This is a genomic window from Chryseobacterium nakagawai, assembly GCF_900637665.1.
In the GTDB taxonomy this organism is placed as follows: Bacteria; Bacteroidota; Bacteroidia; order Flavobacteriales; family Weeksellaceae; genus Chryseobacterium; species Chryseobacterium nakagawai.
Map to the genome: position 1 here is coordinate 170,472 of NZ_LR134386.1, position 21,901 is coordinate 192,372.

Sequence of the window (21,901 nt, forward strand, 5' to 3'; positions counted from 1 at the left end):
GAAACGAAAAATCAAAGGAATTTATGGAATTGACCCTGCCGGAATTTGTTGAATTGTAACCTGGCCCGGATAGGGGATTACATAAAATCTCAGAAAAAATAAATCTAAATATAAAAATGAAAACAATTAACGACTTCAATTTTAAAGATAAGAAAGCTCTTGTAAGAGTTGACTTCAATGTTCCACAGGATGACCAGTTGAATGTGTCTGACAATACCAGAATTGTAGCAGTGAAACCAACTGTTGAAAAAATCCTTCAGGATGGCGGTTCTGTAATTTTAATGACACACCTTGGAAGGCCGAAAGGAGAAGTGAAAGATGAGTTTTCTCTAAAACATATCATTGGCGAGGTTTCAAATGTTCTTGGAAAGGAAGTGAAGTTCGTTAATGAATGCATCGGAGAGAAAGCTGAACAGGCTGCTGCTGATTTGAAACCAGGAGAAATTTTATTATTGGAAAATGTTCGTTTTCATAATGAAGAAGAAAAAGGTGATGAAGGTTTTGCTGAAAAGCTTTCTAAATTAGGTGATGCTTATGTGAATGATGCTTTCGGAACTGCACACAGAGCCCATGCTTCTACAGCTGTAATCGCTAAGTTTTTCCAATCAACTAAATTTTTCGGTTTATTAATGGCTAAAGAACTTCAGGCGATTGATAAAGTTTTGAAAAGTGGTGAGAAACCAATTACTGCAATTTTGGGTGGATCTAAGGTTTCAACTAAGATAACCATTATAGAAAATATTCTTCCCGCAATAGATAATTTGATTATCGGTGGAGGAATGGCGTTCACATTTATTAAAGCATTAGGAGGGAAAATCGGAAACTCATTAGTAGAAGATGATAAACTTCCTTTGGCTTTGGAAATTTTAGCGAAAGCTAAAGAGCATAAAGTAAAAGTATACCTTCCATCTGATGCCATCATCGCTGAAAGTTTCAGTAATGATGTGGAAAGAAAAGAAGTAGATATCTATGCAATTCCTGAAGGATGGATGGGATTGGATGCTGGTCACAAATCAAGAGATCAATTTAATGATGTATTATTAAACTCAAGAACAATTCTTTGGAATGGTCCGATTGGTGTTTTTGAAATGTCACATTTTGCAGGAGGAACTATCGCTCTTGGAGACAGTATTGCTGAAGCAACAAGATTAGGAGCTTTCTCTCTAGTAGGAGGTGGTGACAGTGTTGCGTTCGTGAAGCAATTTGGATATGCTGATAAAGTAAGTTATGTTTCTACAGGAGGCGGAGCAATGCTTGAAAGCCTTGAAGGACTTGAGCTTCCAGGAGTAGCTGCGATCAACAATTAATAGAGATTAAATTTCAATATTTTGAAGCCTGCTAATAATATTAGCAGGCTTTTTTATGTCTGTATTTTCATTGAGAAATCCTGAATTCATCGAAGGTTTTATAACTTTTAGATATAACCTTAGGTTATATTTAGTTTAGGTGTTTTGATTTAGTGAATGTTACGTTTTTATACCGGTGAATAAAGGAAAATACGATACAATAAATCTTAATACAAAAGAGAATTATTAAGATTTAATCATGTGTTTTTATCCATCGATAATGAAGTATTTTGTTTGAATTTTATAATTTTGATATATTCAAAAAGGATAGATTTCAGTAGGCGAAAACTACTTTTTATCTTATTTTTTGGAACAACTAAGGAAAGATTTTTGGTACAGATATATGGTTTATATTCATTTTACGGAGTGAAAATATAAGGAACAGGAGTTGTTCTTTTCTTACAATTTAAAAGAAACATTTGATTACTTACAGAAAAAAAATAGCTTTTGAAATTCTTGTTTAAGATGCAAGCTACTTTATGTGGGCAGAAGATCTATATTAATTATTCTTTGTTCGTTGGTTTAGTAATTTTCTTCAGATCATTATCATTATCTAGAAATTTATTTTTAAGGGAAAATCTATAGAGTTTATTAATTCTATTGAATTTTTTTGAATGAGCATAGAAAGTGCAGTCATTTAACATACTTGAGTTTTTTTCAAAAATCTATTTTGAGATTAATCTTGAGCTTAATCTTTTATTTACAAATAATTTTGATTAGTCAATTTCTTTGAAACAAATTGGAGTTAATAATCTGATTTATAATTGCTCATATTAACAATTATACGTTATGATCCATTATTTCTAGATTCCTATTTTATGAATTTCCATGATTGATTATTGGTATTGTATTTAATTGTAAATGAGAGGTTAAACGTAATTATATGTATCTATTTTATTCTTATTCTTTTATGATTTATGCTAATTTTATCTTGCAAGTATTATCTTTTATCATACTTGTTTTTTTTTGGTTTAATGTATTGTAAATCAATATTTAAACTAATTTTGTATTGTTTAATGGTGTAAAATAATATGTATCAGGCTAACATTGAAAATGAATTTAAAATTTTTACATGATTTTTTTTAGGAATTTGTAATTTTTATATTTCACGTGTTGTGAACTGGTAGGAAATCACAATTTGTTTCCTAAATTAATTTCTTTTGAAATGATTGAGGTTCCAGACTCAATCAAATTATTTTTTAAAATTTGAATAAGCTATAGCAAAGTCAATTCTAAAAATTTTCCTAAATACTTTTTCCTTAGTAATAAATTTTTCATTTTTACACGAGAGAGTAGGGAGTCTAATTTGATTTTTTAAAATTGGAAATTATGAGCTCTATTAAAAAATTTAAATTGTATTACTCATGAGCTTCAAGATAATTTTATGTTTTTTTTTGTAAAACGCGGAAAATTGACCTTCAGAAATACTTGTAAAATCGAAAAACTATTATTTCTTGAGGATTTATATGCAAATTGAAAATAATGGCTAAAACAAGGTGTTTTTGTAGGAATTAATTTTCTAAAATTGAATATTTACTTTTTTTGAAGCTAATTCTCTCCTTTTTCCAAGATGTACATTTTTCGGGTCTCTCGGGATTTTGTTGATGCTCATTCCTTCATTTAAAAAATATGTTTGCTAAAAGTGGAGTAGGGGAGTAAAGAATATTTTTAGAAATTTATTTCAATTTTTAAAATCGAACTGAGATTATAATAGGTAAAGTGATTTTAAAAAAATAAAAACTCAGAGAAGAATTCCGTGAGTTTTTATTTTTTTCGGTCTAAATGCTGAAAAATAGCTTTCAGAAATGGGGTAAAAATCGATTTTCTATTTTTTTTCGATAATGTATATCAAACTTGAAAATTCGTTTGAAAAAAGGGCTTTTATGTTCGAAATTGTTCCATAGAAGGTTGCTTTTAACCAGAATAGAGGTGATTTTTTATATTTTTCGCTCAACATAGAAATGTAATAGGAATCAAGAACCAAAGGTTTAATCTTTCTCATTTTCCAATCCGGTTTTTTAGAAATTAGATTTTCCATTCCATTTTTGGAAAAATGGTAGATGTGTCTTGGTACATCATATGCAGCCCAATATTCTTTATAATGTTTTGCATCGTAAGAAGTAGGGTTGGGTACGGCAATAATAAGAAGCCCTTTGTCTTTTAATTTCGATCGAAAAATATTTAGCATTTCATCCTGGTTCTCTACATGCTCAAATACATGCCATAATGTAATTGCATCTAAGCTTTTGTCTTCAATTTTTTGAATATCATCCAGAATTATTGCTTTTGTAATTTTACGCTGCGCTGCTTTTCTTGCATCTGCATCAGGTTCGAATCCGAAAGTTTCAAAATCATTTTCTATATATTTTACAAATTCTCCGGCACCACATCCATAGTCTAATACTTTAGATCCTTTTTTAATTCTGTCTACCAGGATATTTTTCTTGTATTGTAGATTAAAAGACTGAAGAAATTTATATAATTTTTCTTTCAGGCTTCCTGAATCCTGGTGATGCGAAATGTAATCTTCACTTTCGTAATATCTGGAAATATTGGAAGGGATAGGGGAGGTTTTATAAACTCCCTTTGTTTCTGTTTCTTTAATTTCAAATATTTCCTGTGAAAGAAAATGATCTTTTATTTTCATTGAAGTCGAAATCTATTATATTTAAAAAATTAAGATATTTATAAACTTTAGGAGCTTATAAATACCTTAATTTTCGTTTTTATTGTAAGAAATGTTTCACGTGAAACATTTTATTTTTAACGTCCTAAATACACTAGCAAAACGTTAATATCAGCAGGAGAAACGCCACTTATCCTGCCTGCCTGTGCAATCGTCTTAGGACGCACGTTAGACATCTTCTGCTTAGCCTCTGCAGAAAGGCTTGAAAGGTTCATATAATCAAATCCTTCTGGGATTTTAATATTTTCCAGACGGTTTAACTTGGCTACGTTCTCCTTTTCTTTTTCAATATATCCTTTGTACTTGATATTGATTTCAGCCTGTTCTCTTACTTCATCGTTGTATTGAGAAGAAGTTTCTTTAATAAAATCAATTGCCTCAAGTTTTTCTAAAGTAATATTGGGTCTTGTTAGAAACTGGGAAGCTCTGTAAGCCTGATCTACAGGATTACTTTCTATAGATTCAAGAATAGGGTTAATGACACCTGGTTTTAAAGATGTTTCACGTAAAAACTCTTCAAGTTGTTGACTTTCAGTTATTTTCGCTTCTACCTTTCTTAATCTTTCTTCTTTTGCTAATCCTAGTTGATAAGCTTTCTCAGTTAATCTGATATCTGCATTATCTTGTCTCAGTAGAAGTCTGTATTCAGCACGTGAAGTAAACATTCTGTAAGGTTCTTCAGTTCCTTTTGTAATCAAATCATCAATTAGTACTCCAATATAAGCTTCGTCTCTGTTCAAAATAAAGTCATCTTTTTCGTGAACTTTATTATGGGCATTGATTCCGGCGATCAGACCTTGACCTGCTGCTTCTTCATATCCTGTTGTTCCATTGATCTGTCCTGCGAAATATAAATTATCAATCAATTTTGTTTCCAGAGTATGTTTCAATTGGGTAGGAGGGAAGTAATCATATTCAATAGCATATCCCGGACGGAAAACTTTTACATTTTCAAATCCTGGAATATGTTTCATGGCTTTGATCTGAACGTCCTCCGGAAGAGAAGAACTGAATCCGTTTACGTAGATCTCAACAGTTTTCCATCCTTCCGGTTCTACAAAAAGCTGATGTCTGTTTCTTTCTGCAAAACGATTAATTTTATCTTCAATACTTGGGCAGTATCTTGGACCTAAACTTTGAATTGTTCCATTGAACATTGGACTCCTATCAAAACCTTCACGAAGAATATCATGTACCGTTTCGTTAGTATATACAATATGACAACTTAATTGTTTTGTTAATTTAGGCGTATCAAGATAGCTGAACTTTTGAGGATTTTCATCTCCTTTCTGTTCTTCCATTTTTGAATAATCCAAACTTCTTCCATCCACTCTTGGGGGAGTACCGGTTTTCATCCTTCCGGCTTCGAAACCTAAGCTGACTAATTGTTCTGTGATACCAAATGCTCTTGGCTCACCCATTCTTCCACCACCTAGTTGTTTATCTCCTACGTGAATTAATCCGTTAAGAAAAGTTCCGTTGGTAAGAACTACAGATTTTGCTTTAATCTCAATTCCTAAAGAAGTGATAACTCCGGTTACTTTATTATTTTCAACAATCAGTTGTTTCACCATATCCTGAAAGAAATCAAGATTAGGAGTATTCTCTAAAGCCATTCGCCATTCTTCGGCAAAAAGCATTCTGTCATTTTGGGTTCTTGGGGACCACATAGCAGGACCTTTTGAAAGATTTAGCATTTTGAATTGTATGGCAGATTTGTCTGCTACAATTCCGGAATATCCTCCCATTGCGTCAATCTCTCTTACGATTTGTCCTTTTGCGATTCCACCCATTGCGGGGTTGCAACTCATCTGTCCGATGGTCTGCATATTCATTGTAATCAATAGCGTTTTTGAACCCAGGTTAGCTGCTGCTGCTGCTGCTTCACATCCTGCGTGTCCTGCTCCTACTACGATTACATCATATATTTCTGAAATCATTTTTATCTCGCTTGTTTAAGCTTAAACCTTAACTTTAATTACCAATGTTTCACGTGAAACATTTTTGAAGAATGCACTCTAAGTAAATGTATATTATTACTAGAATAGAGTACTTTACATATCAGACTTTAAGTGATTATTTAATTTAATCTTTTAAATCTCTATACTTTGCTAAGTACAAATCTTCCATTCTTCGCATCTCTTTTTCCTCTTCTTCCGTCTTGTCTTTATAGCCTATAAGATGTAAAATTCCATGGGCTAAAACCCTTCTTAATTCATCTTCATAATCTCGGGAAAGGGTAGAAGCGTTATCAGAAATGCGTTGCAAAGATACGAAAATCTCAGCGCTTATTGTCTTGCCTTTTACATAATCAAAAGTGATGATATCGGTATAATAATCATGCTGCAAATAATCCTGATTAATCTTCAGAAGATATTCATCATCACAGAAAATGTAGTTGATTTCTCCTAGTTTTTTTCCTTCTGAAAGAATTAAATCTTCCAGCCATTGTTTGTAATCTGTATCTACCGACTCCGGTAAATTTTCGTAAAAGAATTGTATCATTGTATTAAAACCAGTGTCCTAAAATAACACTGAATATGCCTTTTTGATTGTTTTTTAGTGAGTGACTGAAGTTAACTTTAATTTGTCCGAAAGGAGATTTGTATCCAGCTGTAATACCTAGCGAACTATAATTTACTTTAACTGCGTCTTCAAATTTAATGTCATTGGATAGGTTGGCAAAGCTAAAATTTCCGCTGATAAAATAGTTTTTGTTAAACTTAAACTGAAGATCATTAGATGCCAATATTACATTATTGGTATATAATTGAGCAAAATAAAACCCTCCAAAACGTTTAAAATTGAGAACATTCTGTTCAAAAATTCCTCCCAATCGGTATTGATAATAAGGGGGAAGGTTTTCTCCAAGGGTTATCCCTCCAAATAAATTAAGACGGTAAGTGAATTGCTTTCCTAATGGAATATTAATCTTTAAATCTGCCTTTATCTGAACGATTCTTTTTTCTACTTCAGATTTTAAAAGGTCTATTACTTTTCCCTCAGCAACAAAATAGATTCCTTTTGTTGCAAATTCTTTGTCATCCTGCGTATCAGTCTTCAGGAATATATATGGATTTAAAAAGCGGCTGTAACGTCTGTTATCACCATTAATTTCAGCTTTAAAGTAGTCATGGCTTATACCACCGCCAATAGCGTATTTGTCCTTCCATACAGATTGTATATACGCCTCGTTTCTCATCCATTCCCATTTATCAATAACATTATTATCTACATTTTTAAGATCAAAACTCATTCCGGATGAATAAATACCAAATCCGGGAATGTAACCGTTATCAATAAAATAGTTCAGATAATACCTTAATTTATCGCCTACCACTACATCTACCGAAAGGTTCGAATTTTTAAATAAAAGTCTTTTTGCCGAATAGTTCAGAAGCAGACCTGTTTTAAAAATTTCATCATAATGCAATCCGAATTTTACAAAATGTCTTGCGTCATCTTCCGTGACATAAAGCTTTAAATAATTGGCATCATTCTCCTGAACAATATCATAATTAATGAATTTATAGTTGTTGGTAGCAACCAATTTATCAACCATTTTATTGATGTTCCCATAGGTTTGCAAAGAGGGGAGACGCAGTCCCATTTTCCCCAGGGTATAGTTTTTACCATAAATCTTGCTTCCTTCTATGGAAATACTGTCTATCTTGTATACGTTGGAATATATTGGATTTACACGCTGTCTGAGACGGTCAAATGGACGTTTAGGCAGTTGATCCAATACCTGAGAATATTTTAAACCTTCCACATAGCCGCTGTCTAGTATTTTTTTCTTTTCATCATAACTTGTAGCAGACATTCCTTTAAGGTTAGGTTTAATGTTAATATCCGTGTATTTATACTGTTTTCTTGTATCTTTCTTGATTCCGAAATCAATAACCTGGTTCAGTATTGATATAATATTGTTTAAATCCTCTCTTTTGGATAGATCTTGGTTCAGATCTACTCCAATAACGATATCAATTCCTCGATCTTTTAATGGCTTGGAAGGGTAATTTACCGTCATTGCTCCATCAATATAAATACTATCCCCAATTTTAACGGGATCCATTAGAGATGGAAATGCAGAACTGGCCATGATAGACTGTACCAAATCTCCTTTTTCGAAGATCTGCATATTTCCGCTTTCAAGGTTGGTAGCTACACATAAAAAAGGAATGGGCATTTTAGAAAAGTCTTCAATATTGGAGACATTTTTTAAAAGTTCTTTCAGAAGATAGACGTTTCTCTGTCCTGTACTGATGGAAGAGGGAAGAGTAATTTTTCCGTTTTTTAAGGGAATAGATAAAAGATATTTATCAACAGATTTATTGAAAAAGCTGGATTCCTGTCTTGATTTTGGATCCATAATTAAAGAATAGAAATCCGTATCCATTACGATTTTTTCTATTTCTTTTCCAGAATATCCGGAAGCGTACAGACCACCAACGATGGCACCCATACTGGTTCCGGCAATATAGTCTACTTTTACTCCTAATGAATCTAATACTTTAAGTACTCCTACATGTGAAAAACCTTTGGCACCACCACCGGCAAGCGACAGTCCTATTTTAGGGTTTTTCGGAATCACCAGGTCTTTTTTTACCTGCGATTGGATCCATAGCAATTGGAATATGAAAAGAAGAATCAGGAGTTTTCTCATAGTTAATCTTTTATATAGATCCGTTTCACCCGGGGCGAAATGGATGTTAATACTTCATAGGTTATCGTTTTGCAGTATCCTGCGAATTCTTTTAAACTTGGTTTTGCATTAAAGACGGTTACCATGTCGCCTTCCTTTACATTCGGAACATTTTCTACATTAATCATCATCATATCCATACAGATATTTCCAACAATTGGAACCAATACCTTATTGACTCCCAGACTTCCAATCTGGTTTCCGATCAGTCTTGGAATCCCATCAGCATATCCAACTGGGATCGTAGCGATCTTTGTCAGATGATCTGGTTTAAATCTTCTGCTATATCCAACAGATTCACCGTTTTCAACCATTGATATCTGTGAAATTACGGTTTTAAAACTTACCACAGACTGTAATTGTTTCTGAATTTCAATATCCGGAGATTCTCCAAGCATGCCAATACCAATTCTTACCATATCATATTGATGATCTGTATAGCTTGTTATTCCGGAAGAATTTAAAATGTGTCGAAGAGGAGTATACCCTAATTTTTCAATCAGGTGACTTGAGTTTTTTTCAAAAACTTCCATTTGTCTTAAAGTAAATTCTTTCTCTTCTGGCATGTCTGAGGAAGATAAATGACTGAAGATACTTTGAATTGTAAGATTTTTCTGACTTAAAGTTTCACTTAATTGATCCAATTCAAAATCTTTAAATCCAAGACGATGCATTCCTGTTTCCAGTTTAATATGGATAGGATATTTTTTATCATATCCGGATTTCTGTACGGCTTCATAAAATAATTCCATCACTCTGAAACTATAAATTTCAGGTTCCAGATTATATTCAATGATGGTCTGATAGCTATGTTGCTCCGGATTCATTACAATAATAGGAGTGGTAATTCCTTTTTTACGAAGTTCAACCCCTTCATCGGCGAAAGCTACTCCTAAATAATCAATGTGGTGATGTTGCAAAAACTCTGCAATTTCATAACTCCCCAAACCGTAAGCATTGGCTTTTACCATAGCCATCATTTTTGTTTGTGGCTTTAAAAGAGATTTGTGATAATTGATATTATGAAGAATAGCATTTAAATTAATTTCTAAAACCGTATCATGTTTTCTAAGCTCAAGAACATCTTTTAATTTTTCAATTTCAAATTTTCGGGCTCCTTTCAGAAGAATGATCTGGTTTTCGATTTCAGATAGATGTTTGCTTTCGATCAGTTCTTTGGTATCAATGAAAGTATAAGTTTTAGATTTAAATAATTCACTAAACTTTGATATTTCATCACCAATCAGGTATACTGAGTCAAAATTTTGTTCATTAACCAATTCGGAAACTTCTTCGTATAATTCCTGAGAATTGGTATTCACTCCTACAATATCAGTTAAGACCAGAGATTTTTTGGGTTTATTGTATTCCTTCAAAAATTGCAGGGCAGTTTTCAAAGAATCAAGATCCAGGTTGAAAGAATCGTTGATAACAATATTGCCTTTAATTCCTTCAATTGCTTCAAGCCTCATTTCAACGGCCTTTAAAAGGTTGATTTTTTCAACGATCTTTTTATTTTCGATCTGTAACACCTTAAGGACTGCGATAAGCGCCGTAGCATTGGTTAACGTTGATTCGTCTCTCTGATGAGCCGGAAAACTGATTTCCTCACCAAAATATTCAACAATGATGTTTTCATCCTTAGTATTTTTTTTGATGAAGACATTATTTGTTTCTTTAAATCCGTAAGAGATTAATTTTTTATCTGGGTATAATTTTTTTATTTTCTGATCTACCAAAGAATGGTCACCATTATAAATAATAACTTCAGACTCTTTGAAAAGTTTAATCTTTTCATCAATCAGTTCCTCTTCGGAAGAAAAGTTGGCAGCGTGAGCTGTTCCGATGTGCGTTAACAATCCGATCTGAGGATGAAAAATATTTTCAAGCTTTTCCATTTCGTTCGGCTGAGAAATTCCTACTTCAAAAATTCCCAGTTGATGAGAATCATTGATTTGAAGGAGCGAAAGAGGAAGTCCTATCTGAGAGTTAAAACTCTTTGGGCTTTTTACAGTAGGGAATTCATTCCATAAACATTGGTACAGCCATTCTTTTAAAATGGTTTTTCCATTACTTCCGGTGATTCCGATGGATCTTAAATGAGAATTTTCGAAGTGATACTTAGCTAATTGCTGTAGAAAATCCACGGAATTTTTTACAATAACCCACGTGATATTTTCATACTGTGGATATTGATGTTCGGAAATAATAATATTGATTCCTCTATCTATAGCAGCTTCAATGAACTTTTCGCCAGAATTTTTATGGGTGTTGATAGCAATAAATGCAGTATTCTTTATAGAATAAATAATCCTGCTGTCATAAGCTATATTTTTAATCACTAAATTCTTGTCTCCAATAATCTCTGCATTGGTGATCTTTGCAATTTGTTGTACTGTGTAATTCATTGGTACCCTTTCTGCTTTATTTTTAAGACGAAATTGCAAAAAGGTAAAATGGCAAAGAGGTTAGAAGAGCTCATCCAGATAAGCAGATCTCCTTTGGAATTTTACAATATTACTTTTTCGTTTTTCATTTATATTATATGAAGTAAATATATTTTATGTTCGGGCTTTTATTGCCATTAATTACTTTCTTTTTGAAAGCACTTCATCAATAAAAACACGACGGCTTACGGCTTCATAACTTTCAGTTTCACCCAGTTCTACAAGATTATCTCCCTGAGAAGTTCTCATAGAATAATTGGCAAGGTTCCCGGTTCTCTTGCAAATAGCATGCACTTTTGTAACATATTCTGCAGTAGCCATCAAATTGGGCATTGGCCCGAAAGGACGGCCCAAAAAATCCATGTCTAATCCTGCAATTACTACTCTTATTCCACTGTTAGCCAGTTGGTTGGATATCTCAACAATGCTTTCGTCGAAAAACTGGGCTTCATCTATTCCTACTACATCACAATTGGATGCCAGAAGGAGAATCTCATTCGGATTATCTACTGCAGTACTGCGGATTTTATTCTGATTATGAGAAACAACGTCCTCTTCAGAATACCGGATATCCAGTTTCGGTTTAAAAATTTCCACATTCTGTCCTGCCATTTCTGCTCTACGTAATCTTCGAATCAACTCCTCGGTTTTACCCGAAAACATAGAGCCACAAATCACTTCCATCCAACCACTTTGTTTGGAATGATTAATTGTATTTTCTAAAAACATTTGTTAAATTAGCCGTATATTTTCAACATCAAAAGTAAGCAATTTTAATAAGAATCTTATTATGCAAAATATCCAAGATTTAAAGGAAAAGATTTTATTTGAGTCTAAGAATATCATCGATAATCTTGACAAAATAAATAACGTAGATGAATTACTTTCCAAGCAAGATCTTGTAGATGAGCTTGCTAACAGAATTTCTTTTTTGAAATTGCTGGAAAAAAACATAGAATATTTCGTAACAGAAGAACCAGCTCTACACTCAGGCAGTCATCCTGTTTCTTTTGCTTCTGGAGAAGGAGATCATCATCATCATGATTCTGGAAATGAAGTAACAGAAGAAGAAGCTATTTTTAATAATGAGCTGAACGAAATTGATGAGCATGAAAATGACAGTTTTATCATCGGATCTGATGAAGAGGAAGCTGTTTTTAACAATCAATTGAATGAGATTGTTGAAAATGAGTTCCATGAAAATATCATTAGCTTTGTGGCGGAAAATAATGAAGTAAGAGCAGTTGACAATATTCAGCAACCTATACACTCTGATGAAGTAACGGAAGAGGAAGCGATTTTTAACAATCAATTGAATGAAATAGATGAAAATGAATATTCAATTGCCCATGAAGATGTGCTCAATTTCGTAGATGAAGAGAAAATTCTTTCGGATGCAAAACCTGATTCTGATGAAGATATCAATGAAGATATGTTTGAAGATGAAGTGACAGAAGAAGAAGCCATCTTTAATAACCAACTGAATGAGATAGATGGTGATGATGAAATTGAAGATAAAAAAGAGGTAGATTTTGCAGAAGTAAGTAATACCAATGAAAATAAAGTTAGAGAAACCATTCCAAGTATTTTTGATACTGAAATGCTTGATGACGAAATACTTATTGAAGAAAATGAAGAACAATTTGTGGCTTCCACAATCTCTCTAGAACAGGGGGAATTGGGCAGTGAAACCTCCAATGTAGAAAATATTGTGAATGACATCAAAAATGAACATTCTGAAAAGGAAATATTGGGAGAAAATGTTCTAGCAGAAGTGCATGACAGAAGAAAAATTGTTGAAATAGATAAAGCTGTTCCCGAAGAAACAGAAATACATCCTTCTGATGAAAGTTTTGAAAATTTAGATGAATATCATCAGGAGAAAAAAATAAAATTAGCCAATATCAAAGGGTTGAAAGCTGTTCAATCCCTGTTTGATGATGATCCATTGGAAAGAGATTTTCCAAAAGAAAACCAATCTGAATCTATAAAAGAAGAGAGCGGAAGTATTATGAATACTAACATTCCTACCAACTTTATGGAAGCTGAAAAGCCAAAACCAGAGTTTAAATTGGATTTGAATGATAGAATAGCTTTTTCAAAAATGTTATTTGAAGGAAGCCAAACGGATCTTAATGATACAGTAGCGCAGTTGAATCATTTCAGAACACTGGAGGAAGCCAAAGAATACCTGAGCGACCTTTATTACGAAAGAAAATGGAGCAAAGTGGACGAATATGCTCAGCGACTTTGGATATTGGTGGAAAATAAATTTTTATAATTTTGAGCGGAATCCTATATTTTGTTCCCACACCCGTTGGGAACCTGGAAGATATGACTTTCAGGGCAGTAAATGTCCTAAAAGATGTTGATTATATTTTATGTGAAGATACCAGAACTTCCGGAATACTTTTAAAACATTTTGAAATCTCTAAGCCATTAAAATCGTATCATTTACATAATGAACATCAGGCCACGGAGAAAGTAATTACAGACCTGAAGAACGGTCAGAATATTGCCATCATTACTGATGCAGGAACTCCTGGAATTTCAGATCCTGGATATTTATTGGCAAAAGCAGGAGCAGATAACAATATTGAAATGATCTGCCTTCCCGGTGCAACAGCCTTGATTCCGGCTCTGGTGGTTTCCGGGCTTCCCAATAACGAGTTTCTATTTGCCGGGTTTTTGCCACAAAAGAAAGGAAGACAAACCAAGTTAAAGCAGCTTGCTGAAGAAAAGAAAACCATTGTGTTGTACGAAAGTCCACACAAGATCAACACGACATTAGAACAGATTAAGGAATTCTTTGGTGAAAACACAAAAGCAAGTTTAAGCCGTGAAATTTCCAAGAAGTTTGAAGAAACTAAACGCGGAACAATCAATGAATTAATTGAATTTTCCAAGAGTAAAACTTTAAAAGGGGAGATTGTTCTTATTGTCAATAATTCTATTTAAATTTTAATTGAAAAAACTAATTTTTGTATTGTGTTCTACAGTTTGTATGGCGCAAACTAACCAATACACTAAAGTTCTTCTTTCCAAAAAGACTGGGCGGGAGGTAAGCTCATTTTCTGATGGATTCGGGATTGCATTTGATCCTGCTTCCAAAAAATTGGGTATCGTAGATGCTACAGGAAATATCACTTTTGAATCTTCATACAAAGGCGGAATTTCTCATATTTTTAAAAACAGGTTTATTCTTTATTCTGAGGAAGAAAATAGAAGAAAATCTGCAATTATTGACGAAAAAGGAAATGAATTGCTTCCTCTTGAAGATCAGGATTTCAATACGCCCTGGTGGAGTAAAGAACGTATTATTGCTTCAAGACAAGGGAAAGAAGCTGTTTATGATTATAACGGAAAACTTATCATTCCAGATTCAGACAAGATTCACTTTGCCGGAAAGGAGGCCTTTTTTGTTTTAAAAGATAAAAAATGGTTCCTGTATGACTTTAATGGAAAGCAGATTAGTGATAGAGAATTTAAGGATGATTACAATTTTGAAAATGGAAAAGCTCTTATCAGCAATGAAGACAATCAAAGTGAGATCATTGGGAGCAACGGACAAACTTTGCATAAATTTTCAAAAAATGTGATAGATATAAATGCCTATCCTTACCTCATTACTCAAAATAAGACAACCGGAAAATATGGACTAATTGATGCTCAAGATAATATCATAGCGGATGAAATCTATAGTGATATTACCCCGGAATATTTTGGTAAGAAAGAATATATTTATCTCAGAAAAAGCAATAAAACAACGGTTTTTTATAAGAAAGATCAGAAATTTTATCCTAATAATTTTAAATATCTATATCCATTATCTAACCATCTTTTCAGAGTTTACAGTGATAAATCTGATCAATCGGGTATTGTAGATCTACAGGGTAATATAATTTTTCCTCAGGAATATAACTTTATTAAAAACTTTACAATTTCTGGCAAAGATTTTATTTATCTGAAAAAGGGGAGAGAGGAAAAACTTTTGGACAAGGAACTTAAAAATATGCTGAATGATGGAGATCAGATCGTTGGTTTTTATCCTGAAAATATGATTATTAAAAGACAAGATCAATATTATCAATTTTCAGTAATGAATCAATCTGTATCTACACTCAAAGATGTAAAACTGATAAAGAATCAGGATGTTGAATATTTTAATATCCTCAATGAGTATTCAAAACCCCTTGTCTGTATGAATAACGCTAATCTTTATGGTATTCTGGATGCGAAGGGTACAGAAATTGTTCCGTTTAATTATGAAGATATTATTGCCTTTGAAAACTTTGAAAATGAAATCATTGTAAAAAAAGAAGGAAAATACGGAGTTTTAAATTTTCAAAATGAACCACTAACGGAGATCATTTATGATAAATATTTCTGGATGAAAGAAGTATTGAAATTAAATAAAGACAAAAGAACAGACTTAATTTATTTCACCAGATTTAGAAATGATGTAGCGGAACTATAGCAAAATCATATAAATTTAACAAAAAAGTTCAGTATTTTGATGTTTTCAATGTGTTGAATAACAATTTATAATATCTTTGCAAACCGTTTAATTCTGAAAAAGAATTACTGTACTAAGTGAGTCAGCTTTCACTAGCTGAATGAGTTATAAAAAAATAATCGTCAAGAGATATGAAATTATTAGAAGGAAAGGTAGCACTAATTACCGGAGCTACAAGAGGAATCGGGAAGGGTATTGCTGAAATGTATGCTCAACAGGGAGCAAAAGTAGCATTTACTTATGCCGGTTCTGTAGACAAAGCTAAAGAATTAGAAGCAGCTTTAAGTTCTGTAACCCAAATTAAAGGATATCAATCTGACGCATCAGATTATGATGCGGCTCAAAAGTTGGTAGAGGAAGTAATGGCAGAGTTTGGGCAGATTGATATTTTGGTAAACAACGCAGGGATTACAAAAGATAACTTATTACTGAGAATGTCTAAAGAAGATTGGGATCAGGTAATGAGAGTAAACCTAGATTCAGTTTTCAACCTTACAAAAGCGGTTATCAAGCCGATGATGAAAGCAAGATCTGGTTCTATCATTAATATGACTTCCGTAGTAGGAATTCAGGGACACGCTGGACAGGCTAACTATGCTGCTTCTAAAGCAGGAGTAATTGGATTTACCAAATCTGTGGCATTAGAATTAGGATCAAGAAATATCAGATGCAATGCTATTGCTCCAGGATTCATTGAAACAGAAATGACCGCTATTTTGGATGAAAAAATAGTTCAGGAATGGAGAGATGGAATTCCTATGAAAAAAGGAGGACAGCCTTCTGATGTAGCCAATGCTTGTGTTTTCTTAGGAAGCGAAATGGCATCATACATTACCGGGCAGACCCTAAATGTTGACGGAGGAATGTTAACTTAAAATATAAAGCTTAAAATATAAAGGCTACACATTTTGTGTAGCCTATTTTTTTATTTTCTCCTTTACACAAAATTATATTCAGGGTCTGGGTAATCTGAAAAATCAGCGAGAAAGTTATTTATTAGTTAAAAACCTGATTTTCCTGTTCCTGAACTCTTATAAAAGTGGTTCTTTTGGAAAGTTCCTTAAGCTTGGAAGCGCCTACATAGGTACAGGTAGAACGTACCCCTCCTAAAATATCCTTTACGGTTTCAGCAACTGGACCTTTATAAGCTACTTTTACAGTTTTTCCCTCTGAAGCACGGTATTCGGCAACACCACCTGAGTGTTTATCCATTGCTGTTTTTGAACTCATTCCATAGAATGAACGGTATTTTTTACCATTTTCTTCAATCATATCACCACCACTTTCATCGTGACCGGCAAACATTCCGCCCAGCATCACAAAATCAGCACCGCCGCCAAAAGCCTTGGCAACATCTCCTGGAACTTTACAGCCTCCGTCTGCAATAATATGGCCTCCTAAACCATGTGCAGCATCAGCGCATTCTATGATAGCTGATAATTGAGGATATCCAACTCCAGTTTTTACACGGGTGGTACATACTGAACCAGGTCCAATTCCTACTTTAATGATATCTGCTCCAACTAAAAGAAGCTCCTCTACCATTTCACCGGTTACTACATTCCCGGCTATGATGATCTTATCAGGAAAATTAGCCCTTGCGGTCTTCACAAATTGAACGAAATGCTCAGAATAGCCATTGGCAACATCTATACATAGAAACTCAATTTTTGGATGCTTCTCAAGAATCAGTCTGATTTTCTCTTCATCTGCTTTCCCTGTTCCTGTACTTAAAGCAATATACTGATGAATACTTTCAGGCTGGCTTTGCAGAAACTGACCCCATTCCTCTGGGGTGTAATGCTTATGTACTGCAGTGATGATTTTATCTTTAGCCAGTTCTACAGCCATTTCGAAAGTTCCCACAGTGTCCATATTGGCCGCAATAATGGGAACTCCACTCCATTTCTTTTTAGTATGTTTAAAGATAAATTCTCTTTCCAAATTTACTTCTGAACGGGATTTCAATGTGGAACGTTTAGGGCGGAACATTACATCCTTAAACCCTAATTTTATGTCATATTCTATACGCATTTTGTAATTATTTGTCAGAATAAAGGTAGTAAATAATCTGAAATGGATTATTTTTGAAACAATGGATTTTCCTGTAACATTTCATATTTTTGGTCAGACAATTCTTGCTCATCCTCTTTTTGAGGCAGTTGGAATGTTTCTGGGCATGCGATATTATTTTTACCTTAAAAGAAAATCAAAGGAGAAAATCCCATTCAATACTTCTTCTGCAGTTTTGATAGGGGCTACTGCTGGAGCATTATTAGGCTCCAAACTCATTGGAAATCTTGAAAATCCTTACATTGTCTTTGAAAACTTCAGTTTTCAGAAGTTTTGGTCCAGTAATACGATTGTAGGAGGGCTTGCTTTTGGATTACTGGGGGTTGAATTGGCAAAAAAATTAGTTAATCACAAAGAAAGTACAGGAGATCTGATTGTTTTTCCTCTAATGCTGGCCATGATTATTGGAAGAATCGGCTGTTTTCTTACAGGAATTCATGAAGAAACGTATGGTATCCCAACGGATTCTGTTTTTGGAATGCATTTGGGAGACCATTATCTCAGACATCCTGTTGCTTTATATGAGATAGGTTTCCTTATCAGCCTTTGGGTGGTTCTTAAATATATTCAGAAACGGAAAAAATATCAGTCCGGTTTTCTTTTTCAACTTTTTATGTTGAGTTATTTTACCTTTAGATTCTTACTGGATTTCATTAAACCGAGAGTTGAAATTGCAGGAAATATCGGGATAATCCAACTTGTATGTGTTTGTGTAATTATTTACTACATTTATAGTATTAAAAACTCCCAAGCCACTTTAAAATATTCAAGATGAAACCTTTAACACTTTTAGAAGCAGGTGACCTGACGGGTCTGGTAGTCATGATCGTTGGTATGATGATTTTAGGGGCTTTGTTCTTTTCTATTATTGTTACTTTTATTGTGAAACTAATCTATGAAAGTAAAGATAGCAGAAAATTCAGCCGAAAACAGTTTATACAGACTTTTGTTATTTGTTTATTGGTTTGTGGTCTAATCAGCGGATATATCTGTGGGTAAACATTCAAAAATTAATTATGCCAGTAAGAAACTATACCTACTATGATTATACAATCAGTCTTTGCCCGGAATGTCTGAAAAGGGTAGGAGCCAAGATTATTATTGAGGATGAAGCTGTTTTTATGACCAAAAGATGCCCTGATCATGGTTTTTTCAAAACAAAAATAGCTTCTGACGTTCACTATTACAAAAATATAAGGAACTATAATAAAGCTTCGGAAATGCCACTTCATTTCGGAACTGATGTAGAATACGGATGCCCTTACGACTGTGGTCTTTGTGTAGATCACGAACAACATAGTTGTCTTTCTATAGTAGAAGTTACAGATCGTTGTAATCTGACCTGCCCAACCTGCTATGCCATGTCTTCCCCACATTACGGAAGCCACAGAAGTCTGGAGGAAATTGAGGCGATGTTTGATCTTATTGTTAAAAATGAGGGAGAGCCGGATGTTGTTCAGATTAGTGGTGGAGAGCCTACTATCCATCCTGAATTTTTCAAAATTATGGATATTGCCAAATCAAAGCCTATTAAACATCTAATGTTGAATACTAATGGGATAAGGATTGCGAATGATCCGGGATTTGCAGAAAAACTGGCAACTTATACTCCTGAATTTGAGGTTTATCTTCAGTTTGACTCTTTTAAACCGGAAGTTTTGGAAGATTTCAGAGGTAAAGATCTTACTTCTGTAAGGATGAAGGCTTTGGAAAAACTAAATGAGCTGAACCTTTCTACCACTCTGGTTATTGTTCTTCAAAAGGATAAGAATATTGATGAGATCGGAAAAATCATTGAATTTGCGTTGAAACAAAAATGTGTAAGGGGAATTACCTTCCAGCCAGTAGAAATTGCAGGAAGAAATAGAGATGATTCTGCCCACGAAAAAATCACTTTAACGGAAGTAAGGCAGGAGATTCTGAATCAGTTTCCACTTTTAAACTCTGATGATATTATTCCCGTTCCATGTAATCCGGATGCTTTGGCGATGGGGTATATTTTAAAGCTTCAGGGAGAAATCATTCCTCTCACCCGATATATCAATCCCGCAGATCTTCTGAATAACGAATCAAGAAATACTATTGTTTACGAACAGGATGCAGGGCTACATATGCAGTTGTTGGATATCTTCAGTACTGGTATTTCTGTAGATAAAGTGAAACCTAAAGTTAACCAGTTACTCTGTTGTCTTCCAGAAGTATGTGCTCCGGATCTGGATTATGATAACCTTTTTAGAATTATTATAATGAACTTTATGGATGCTCATGATTTTGATGTGAGAGCGGTAAAGAAATCCTGTGTTCATATAGTCAATAAAGACCTTAAACTCATCCCATTTGAAACTATGAATCTCTTCTACCGGGATAATAAAAAAAGCTATTTGGAAGAACTGAGAAAAGAAGACAAAGTATTATTTTAAGCATAATCATCTTACCCATCTGAGAAAATCTGTGGTTAATAAGTTTATCACAAATGATACGGATGTTCACAGATGATGTATATAATTGATGGTAGCAACAAAAATCTATGTAATCTGCGAGAAAATAAAAAAGCGGGAAATCTGATTTCACGCTTTTCTATCTTTACAATTATTTACTTTCCTTTGCGGTGTCAAAAACCATTACTTCTTCTAATGTTTTCATATAATCATAAGCAGTAAGGTCAAATTTCACGGGTACAATGGAAATATATCCGTTAGCTAAAGCTGTTTCATCAGCATCTTCAGAATCATCCATATTGTTGAAATAGCCTGTTAGCCAATAATATTTTTTTCCATGTGGATTTACTCTTTCGTCAAAGCTTTCTTCCCATTTAGCATGAGCCTGCTTGCAGACTTTTACTCCTTTTATTTCCGATGCAGGAAGTTTCGGAATATTCACATTCAGAACAATTCCTTTCGGCATTGGATTTTCAAGAGTTCTTCTTACAATGTTCTGTATAAACTCTTTAGCCTGGCTAAAATCTGCTTCCCAACTGAAATCCAATAAAGAGAATCCTATCGCAGGAATTCCTTCCACTCCAGCTTCTACAGCAGCAGACATTGTCCCCGAATAGATTACGTTAATGGATGAATTAGCACCATGATTAATCCCTGAAACTACAATATCAGGTCTTCTTTTCAGAATTTTATCAAGAGCCATTTTTACACAATCTACCGGAGTTCCACTGCAGGAAAAATCTGTTTGTGGACCATCAAGGGTAACCTCTTCATAGCTTAGTGTAGAATTAATCGTAATAGCGTGACCTTTGCCACTTTGAGGAGAGTTTGGGGCTACCACAACTACGTCTCCGATTTCGTTCATAAAACTGATCAAATTTCTGATACCCGGAGCTGTAATTCCATCATCATTAGTAACCAGAATAAGCGGTCTTTCCATATATTATCTTAATTTTTTATACAAATGCAGTACAATCTGTTCATTTGAGAATCGAACAAAAAGAGTTTTTCAACACATCAAATGTAGTTAAAAATAAGACGCAATAAAACAACAGGTTGATCATTCATTGATTTAATTTCAAGAATATACACCCTATATTTTGGTAAGGAAAGTACCCTAAATACAGCATTGAAGAAGCATTTAAATGGGTAAATTGTTTTGAGCTTTAACACAAGTTCTCCTCTTCTAAAGAAGAAGTACTATTGAAATTAGAAAACATAATAATAGTGTTTATTATTATTTATCTGGTATTATTAATCCAGTGGTTTTCTCCCTGTAATAATGTTATAAAGAATAACAATAATAGCTATAATAAGCAAAACATGAATTAAATAACCTGTGCTAATCCCAGGAACAATTCCCAGCATTCCTAAAAGCCATACAACGATGCAGATGACTGCAACTAACCATAATAAACTTCTCATAATAATAAATTTTAGTGATTTGTTTAAATCTCTGCATATTTTATGCCTTTCTAGATTGATCATGTTTTTTGTGGTATCTATTTATGAATTTTTGTGAAAGTTTTTTTTAAGTTTAAATGTATCGGCCTATTAGAAATAGTACGTCAGCACTTTATATTTCATAATAGAGGAAGTCTTTGGAAATAAAACTTGAAGGTCTCATTGAATAAAAATTCTTAAAACTGTGCGATATTTATAAATAAGGTATTAAATTTGATCGTTTGTA

17 protein-coding genes are annotated in these 21,901 nt (G+C 33.6%); 8 read left to right on the forward strand and 9 right to left on the reverse strand.

The window, feature by feature from the left end; all coding sequences use genetic code 11:
• The first annotated feature begins 116 nt into the window (after positions 1–116).
• On the forward strand, positions 117–1,307 hold the full coding sequence (locus EL260_RS00780) for a phosphoglycerate kinase (protein ID WP_123858401.1): 1,191 nt from the start codon (positions 117–119) through the stop codon (positions 1,305–1,307).
• Positions 1,308–3,171: 1,864 nt separating this feature from the next.
• Here the strand turns inward: EL260_RS00780 and EL260_RS00785 are convergent.
• The 6 genes from EL260_RS00785 to EL260_RS00810 form a co-directional block, all read right to left on the reverse strand.
• Positions 3,172–3,993, reverse strand: coding sequence for a class I SAM-dependent methyltransferase (locus EL260_RS00785; RefSeq protein WP_123858402.1), 822 nt, complete (start codon positions 3,991–3,993; stop codon positions 3,172–3,174).
• 116 nt (positions 3,994–4,109) lie between these two features.
• Entirely contained in the window at positions 4,110–5,972 is a 1,863-nt protein-coding gene (gene mnmG, locus EL260_RS00790) for a tRNA uridine-5-carboxymethylaminomethyl(34) synthesis enzyme MnmG (RefSeq protein ID WP_123858403.1), read from the reverse strand.
• 145 nt (positions 5,973–6,117) lie between these two features.
• Positions 6,118–6,537: an rRNA maturation RNase YbeY gene (gene ybeY / locus EL260_RS00795; RefSeq protein WP_123858404.1), complete on the reverse strand. Its 420-nt coding sequence runs from the start codon at positions 6,535–6,537 to the stop codon at positions 6,118–6,120.
• A gap of 4 nt (positions 6,538–6,541) precedes the next feature.
• Positions 6,542–8,698, reverse strand: coding sequence for a patatin-like phospholipase family protein (locus EL260_RS00800; RefSeq protein WP_123858405.1), 2,157 nt, complete (start codon positions 8,696–8,698; stop codon positions 6,542–6,544).
• A 2-nt stretch (positions 8,699–8,700) separates the two neighbouring features.
• Positions 8,701–11,145 (reverse strand): bifunctional UDP-N-acetylmuramoyl-tripeptide:D-alanyl-D-alanine ligase/alanine racemase, encoded by a 2,445-nt coding sequence (locus EL260_RS00805; RefSeq protein ID WP_123858406.1) that lies wholly within the window; start codon positions 11,143–11,145, stop codon positions 8,701–8,703.
• Positions 11,146–11,325: 180 nt separating this feature from the next.
• Positions 11,326–11,913, reverse strand: coding sequence for a thymidine kinase (locus EL260_RS00810; RefSeq protein WP_123858407.1), 588 nt, complete (start codon positions 11,911–11,913; stop codon positions 11,326–11,328).
• A 61-nt stretch (positions 11,914–11,974) separates the two neighbouring features.
• Here EL260_RS00810 and EL260_RS00815 point away from each other — a divergent pair, with 61 nt between their 5' ends.
• The 4 genes from EL260_RS00815 to fabG all read left to right on the forward strand — a co-directional run bounded on the left by EL260_RS00815 (position 11,975) and on the right by fabG (position 16,575).
• Positions 11,975–13,465 carry a hypothetical protein gene (locus EL260_RS00815; RefSeq protein WP_123858408.1) on the forward strand — a complete coding sequence of 497 codons (1,491 nt, stop codon included), beginning with the start codon at positions 11,975–11,977 and terminating at the stop codon, positions 13,463–13,465.
• A gap of 2 nt (positions 13,466–13,467) precedes the next feature.
• Positions 13,468–14,142, forward strand: coding sequence for a 16S rRNA (cytidine(1402)-2'-O)-methyltransferase (gene rsmI / locus EL260_RS00820; protein WP_123858409.1), 675 nt, complete (start codon positions 13,468–13,470; stop codon positions 14,140–14,142).
• A gap of 7 nt (positions 14,143–14,149) precedes the next feature.
• A complete protein-coding gene (locus EL260_RS00825) occupies positions 14,150–15,661 on the forward strand; it encodes a WG repeat-containing protein (protein WP_123858410.1) in 1,512 nt (503 codons plus the stop codon).
• 170 nt (positions 15,662–15,831) lie between these two features.
• On the forward strand, positions 15,832–16,575 hold the full coding sequence (gene fabG / locus EL260_RS00830) for a 3-oxoacyl-[acyl-carrier-protein] reductase (RefSeq protein ID WP_123858411.1): 744 nt from the start codon (positions 15,832–15,834) through the stop codon (positions 16,573–16,575).
• Positions 16,576–16,696: 121 nt separating this feature from the next.
• Here fabG and EL260_RS00835 read toward each other — a convergent pair whose 3' ends face one another.
• Positions 16,697–17,734, reverse strand: a complete 1,038-nt coding sequence (locus EL260_RS00835; protein WP_123858412.1) for a GMP reductase — start codon at positions 17,732–17,734, stop codon at positions 16,697–16,699.
• 61 nt (positions 17,735–17,795) lie between these two features.
• On the opposite strand from EL260_RS00835, the gene EL260_RS00840 reads away from it, so the two are divergent.
• From EL260_RS00840 to EL260_RS00850, 3 genes are read left to right on the forward strand one after another with little or no spacing between them, the layout of a single operon-like run.
• Complete coding sequence (locus EL260_RS00840) at positions 17,796–18,548, forward strand: prolipoprotein diacylglyceryl transferase (protein WP_123858413.1); 753 nt, start codon at positions 17,796–17,798, stop codon at positions 18,546–18,548.
• A complete protein-coding gene (locus tag EL260_RS00845) occupies positions 18,545–18,772 on the forward strand; it encodes a hypothetical protein (RefSeq protein ID WP_123858414.1) in 228 nt (75 codons plus the stop codon). The genes EL260_RS00840 and EL260_RS00845 overlap by 4 nt, the downstream gene beginning before the upstream one ends.
• Positions 18,773–18,789: 17 nt before the next feature.
• A complete protein-coding gene (locus tag EL260_RS00850) occupies positions 18,790–20,193 on the forward strand; it encodes a radical SAM protein (RefSeq protein ID WP_123858415.1) in 1,404 nt (467 codons plus the stop codon).
• A 169-nt stretch (positions 20,194–20,362) separates the two neighbouring features.
• On the opposite strand, the gene surE is transcribed toward EL260_RS00850, so the two are convergent.
• Positions 20,363–21,151 (reverse strand): 5'/3'-nucleotidase SurE, encoded by a 789-nt coding sequence (surE, locus tag EL260_RS00855; RefSeq protein ID WP_123858416.1) that lies wholly within the window; start codon positions 21,149–21,151, stop codon positions 20,363–20,365.
• A 314-nt stretch (positions 21,152–21,465) separates the two neighbouring features.
• Entirely contained in the window at positions 21,466–21,636 is a 171-nt protein-coding gene (locus tag EL260_RS00860; RefSeq protein WP_123858417.1) for a lmo0937 family membrane protein, read from the reverse strand.
• Positions 21,637–21,901 lie beyond the last annotated feature (265 nt).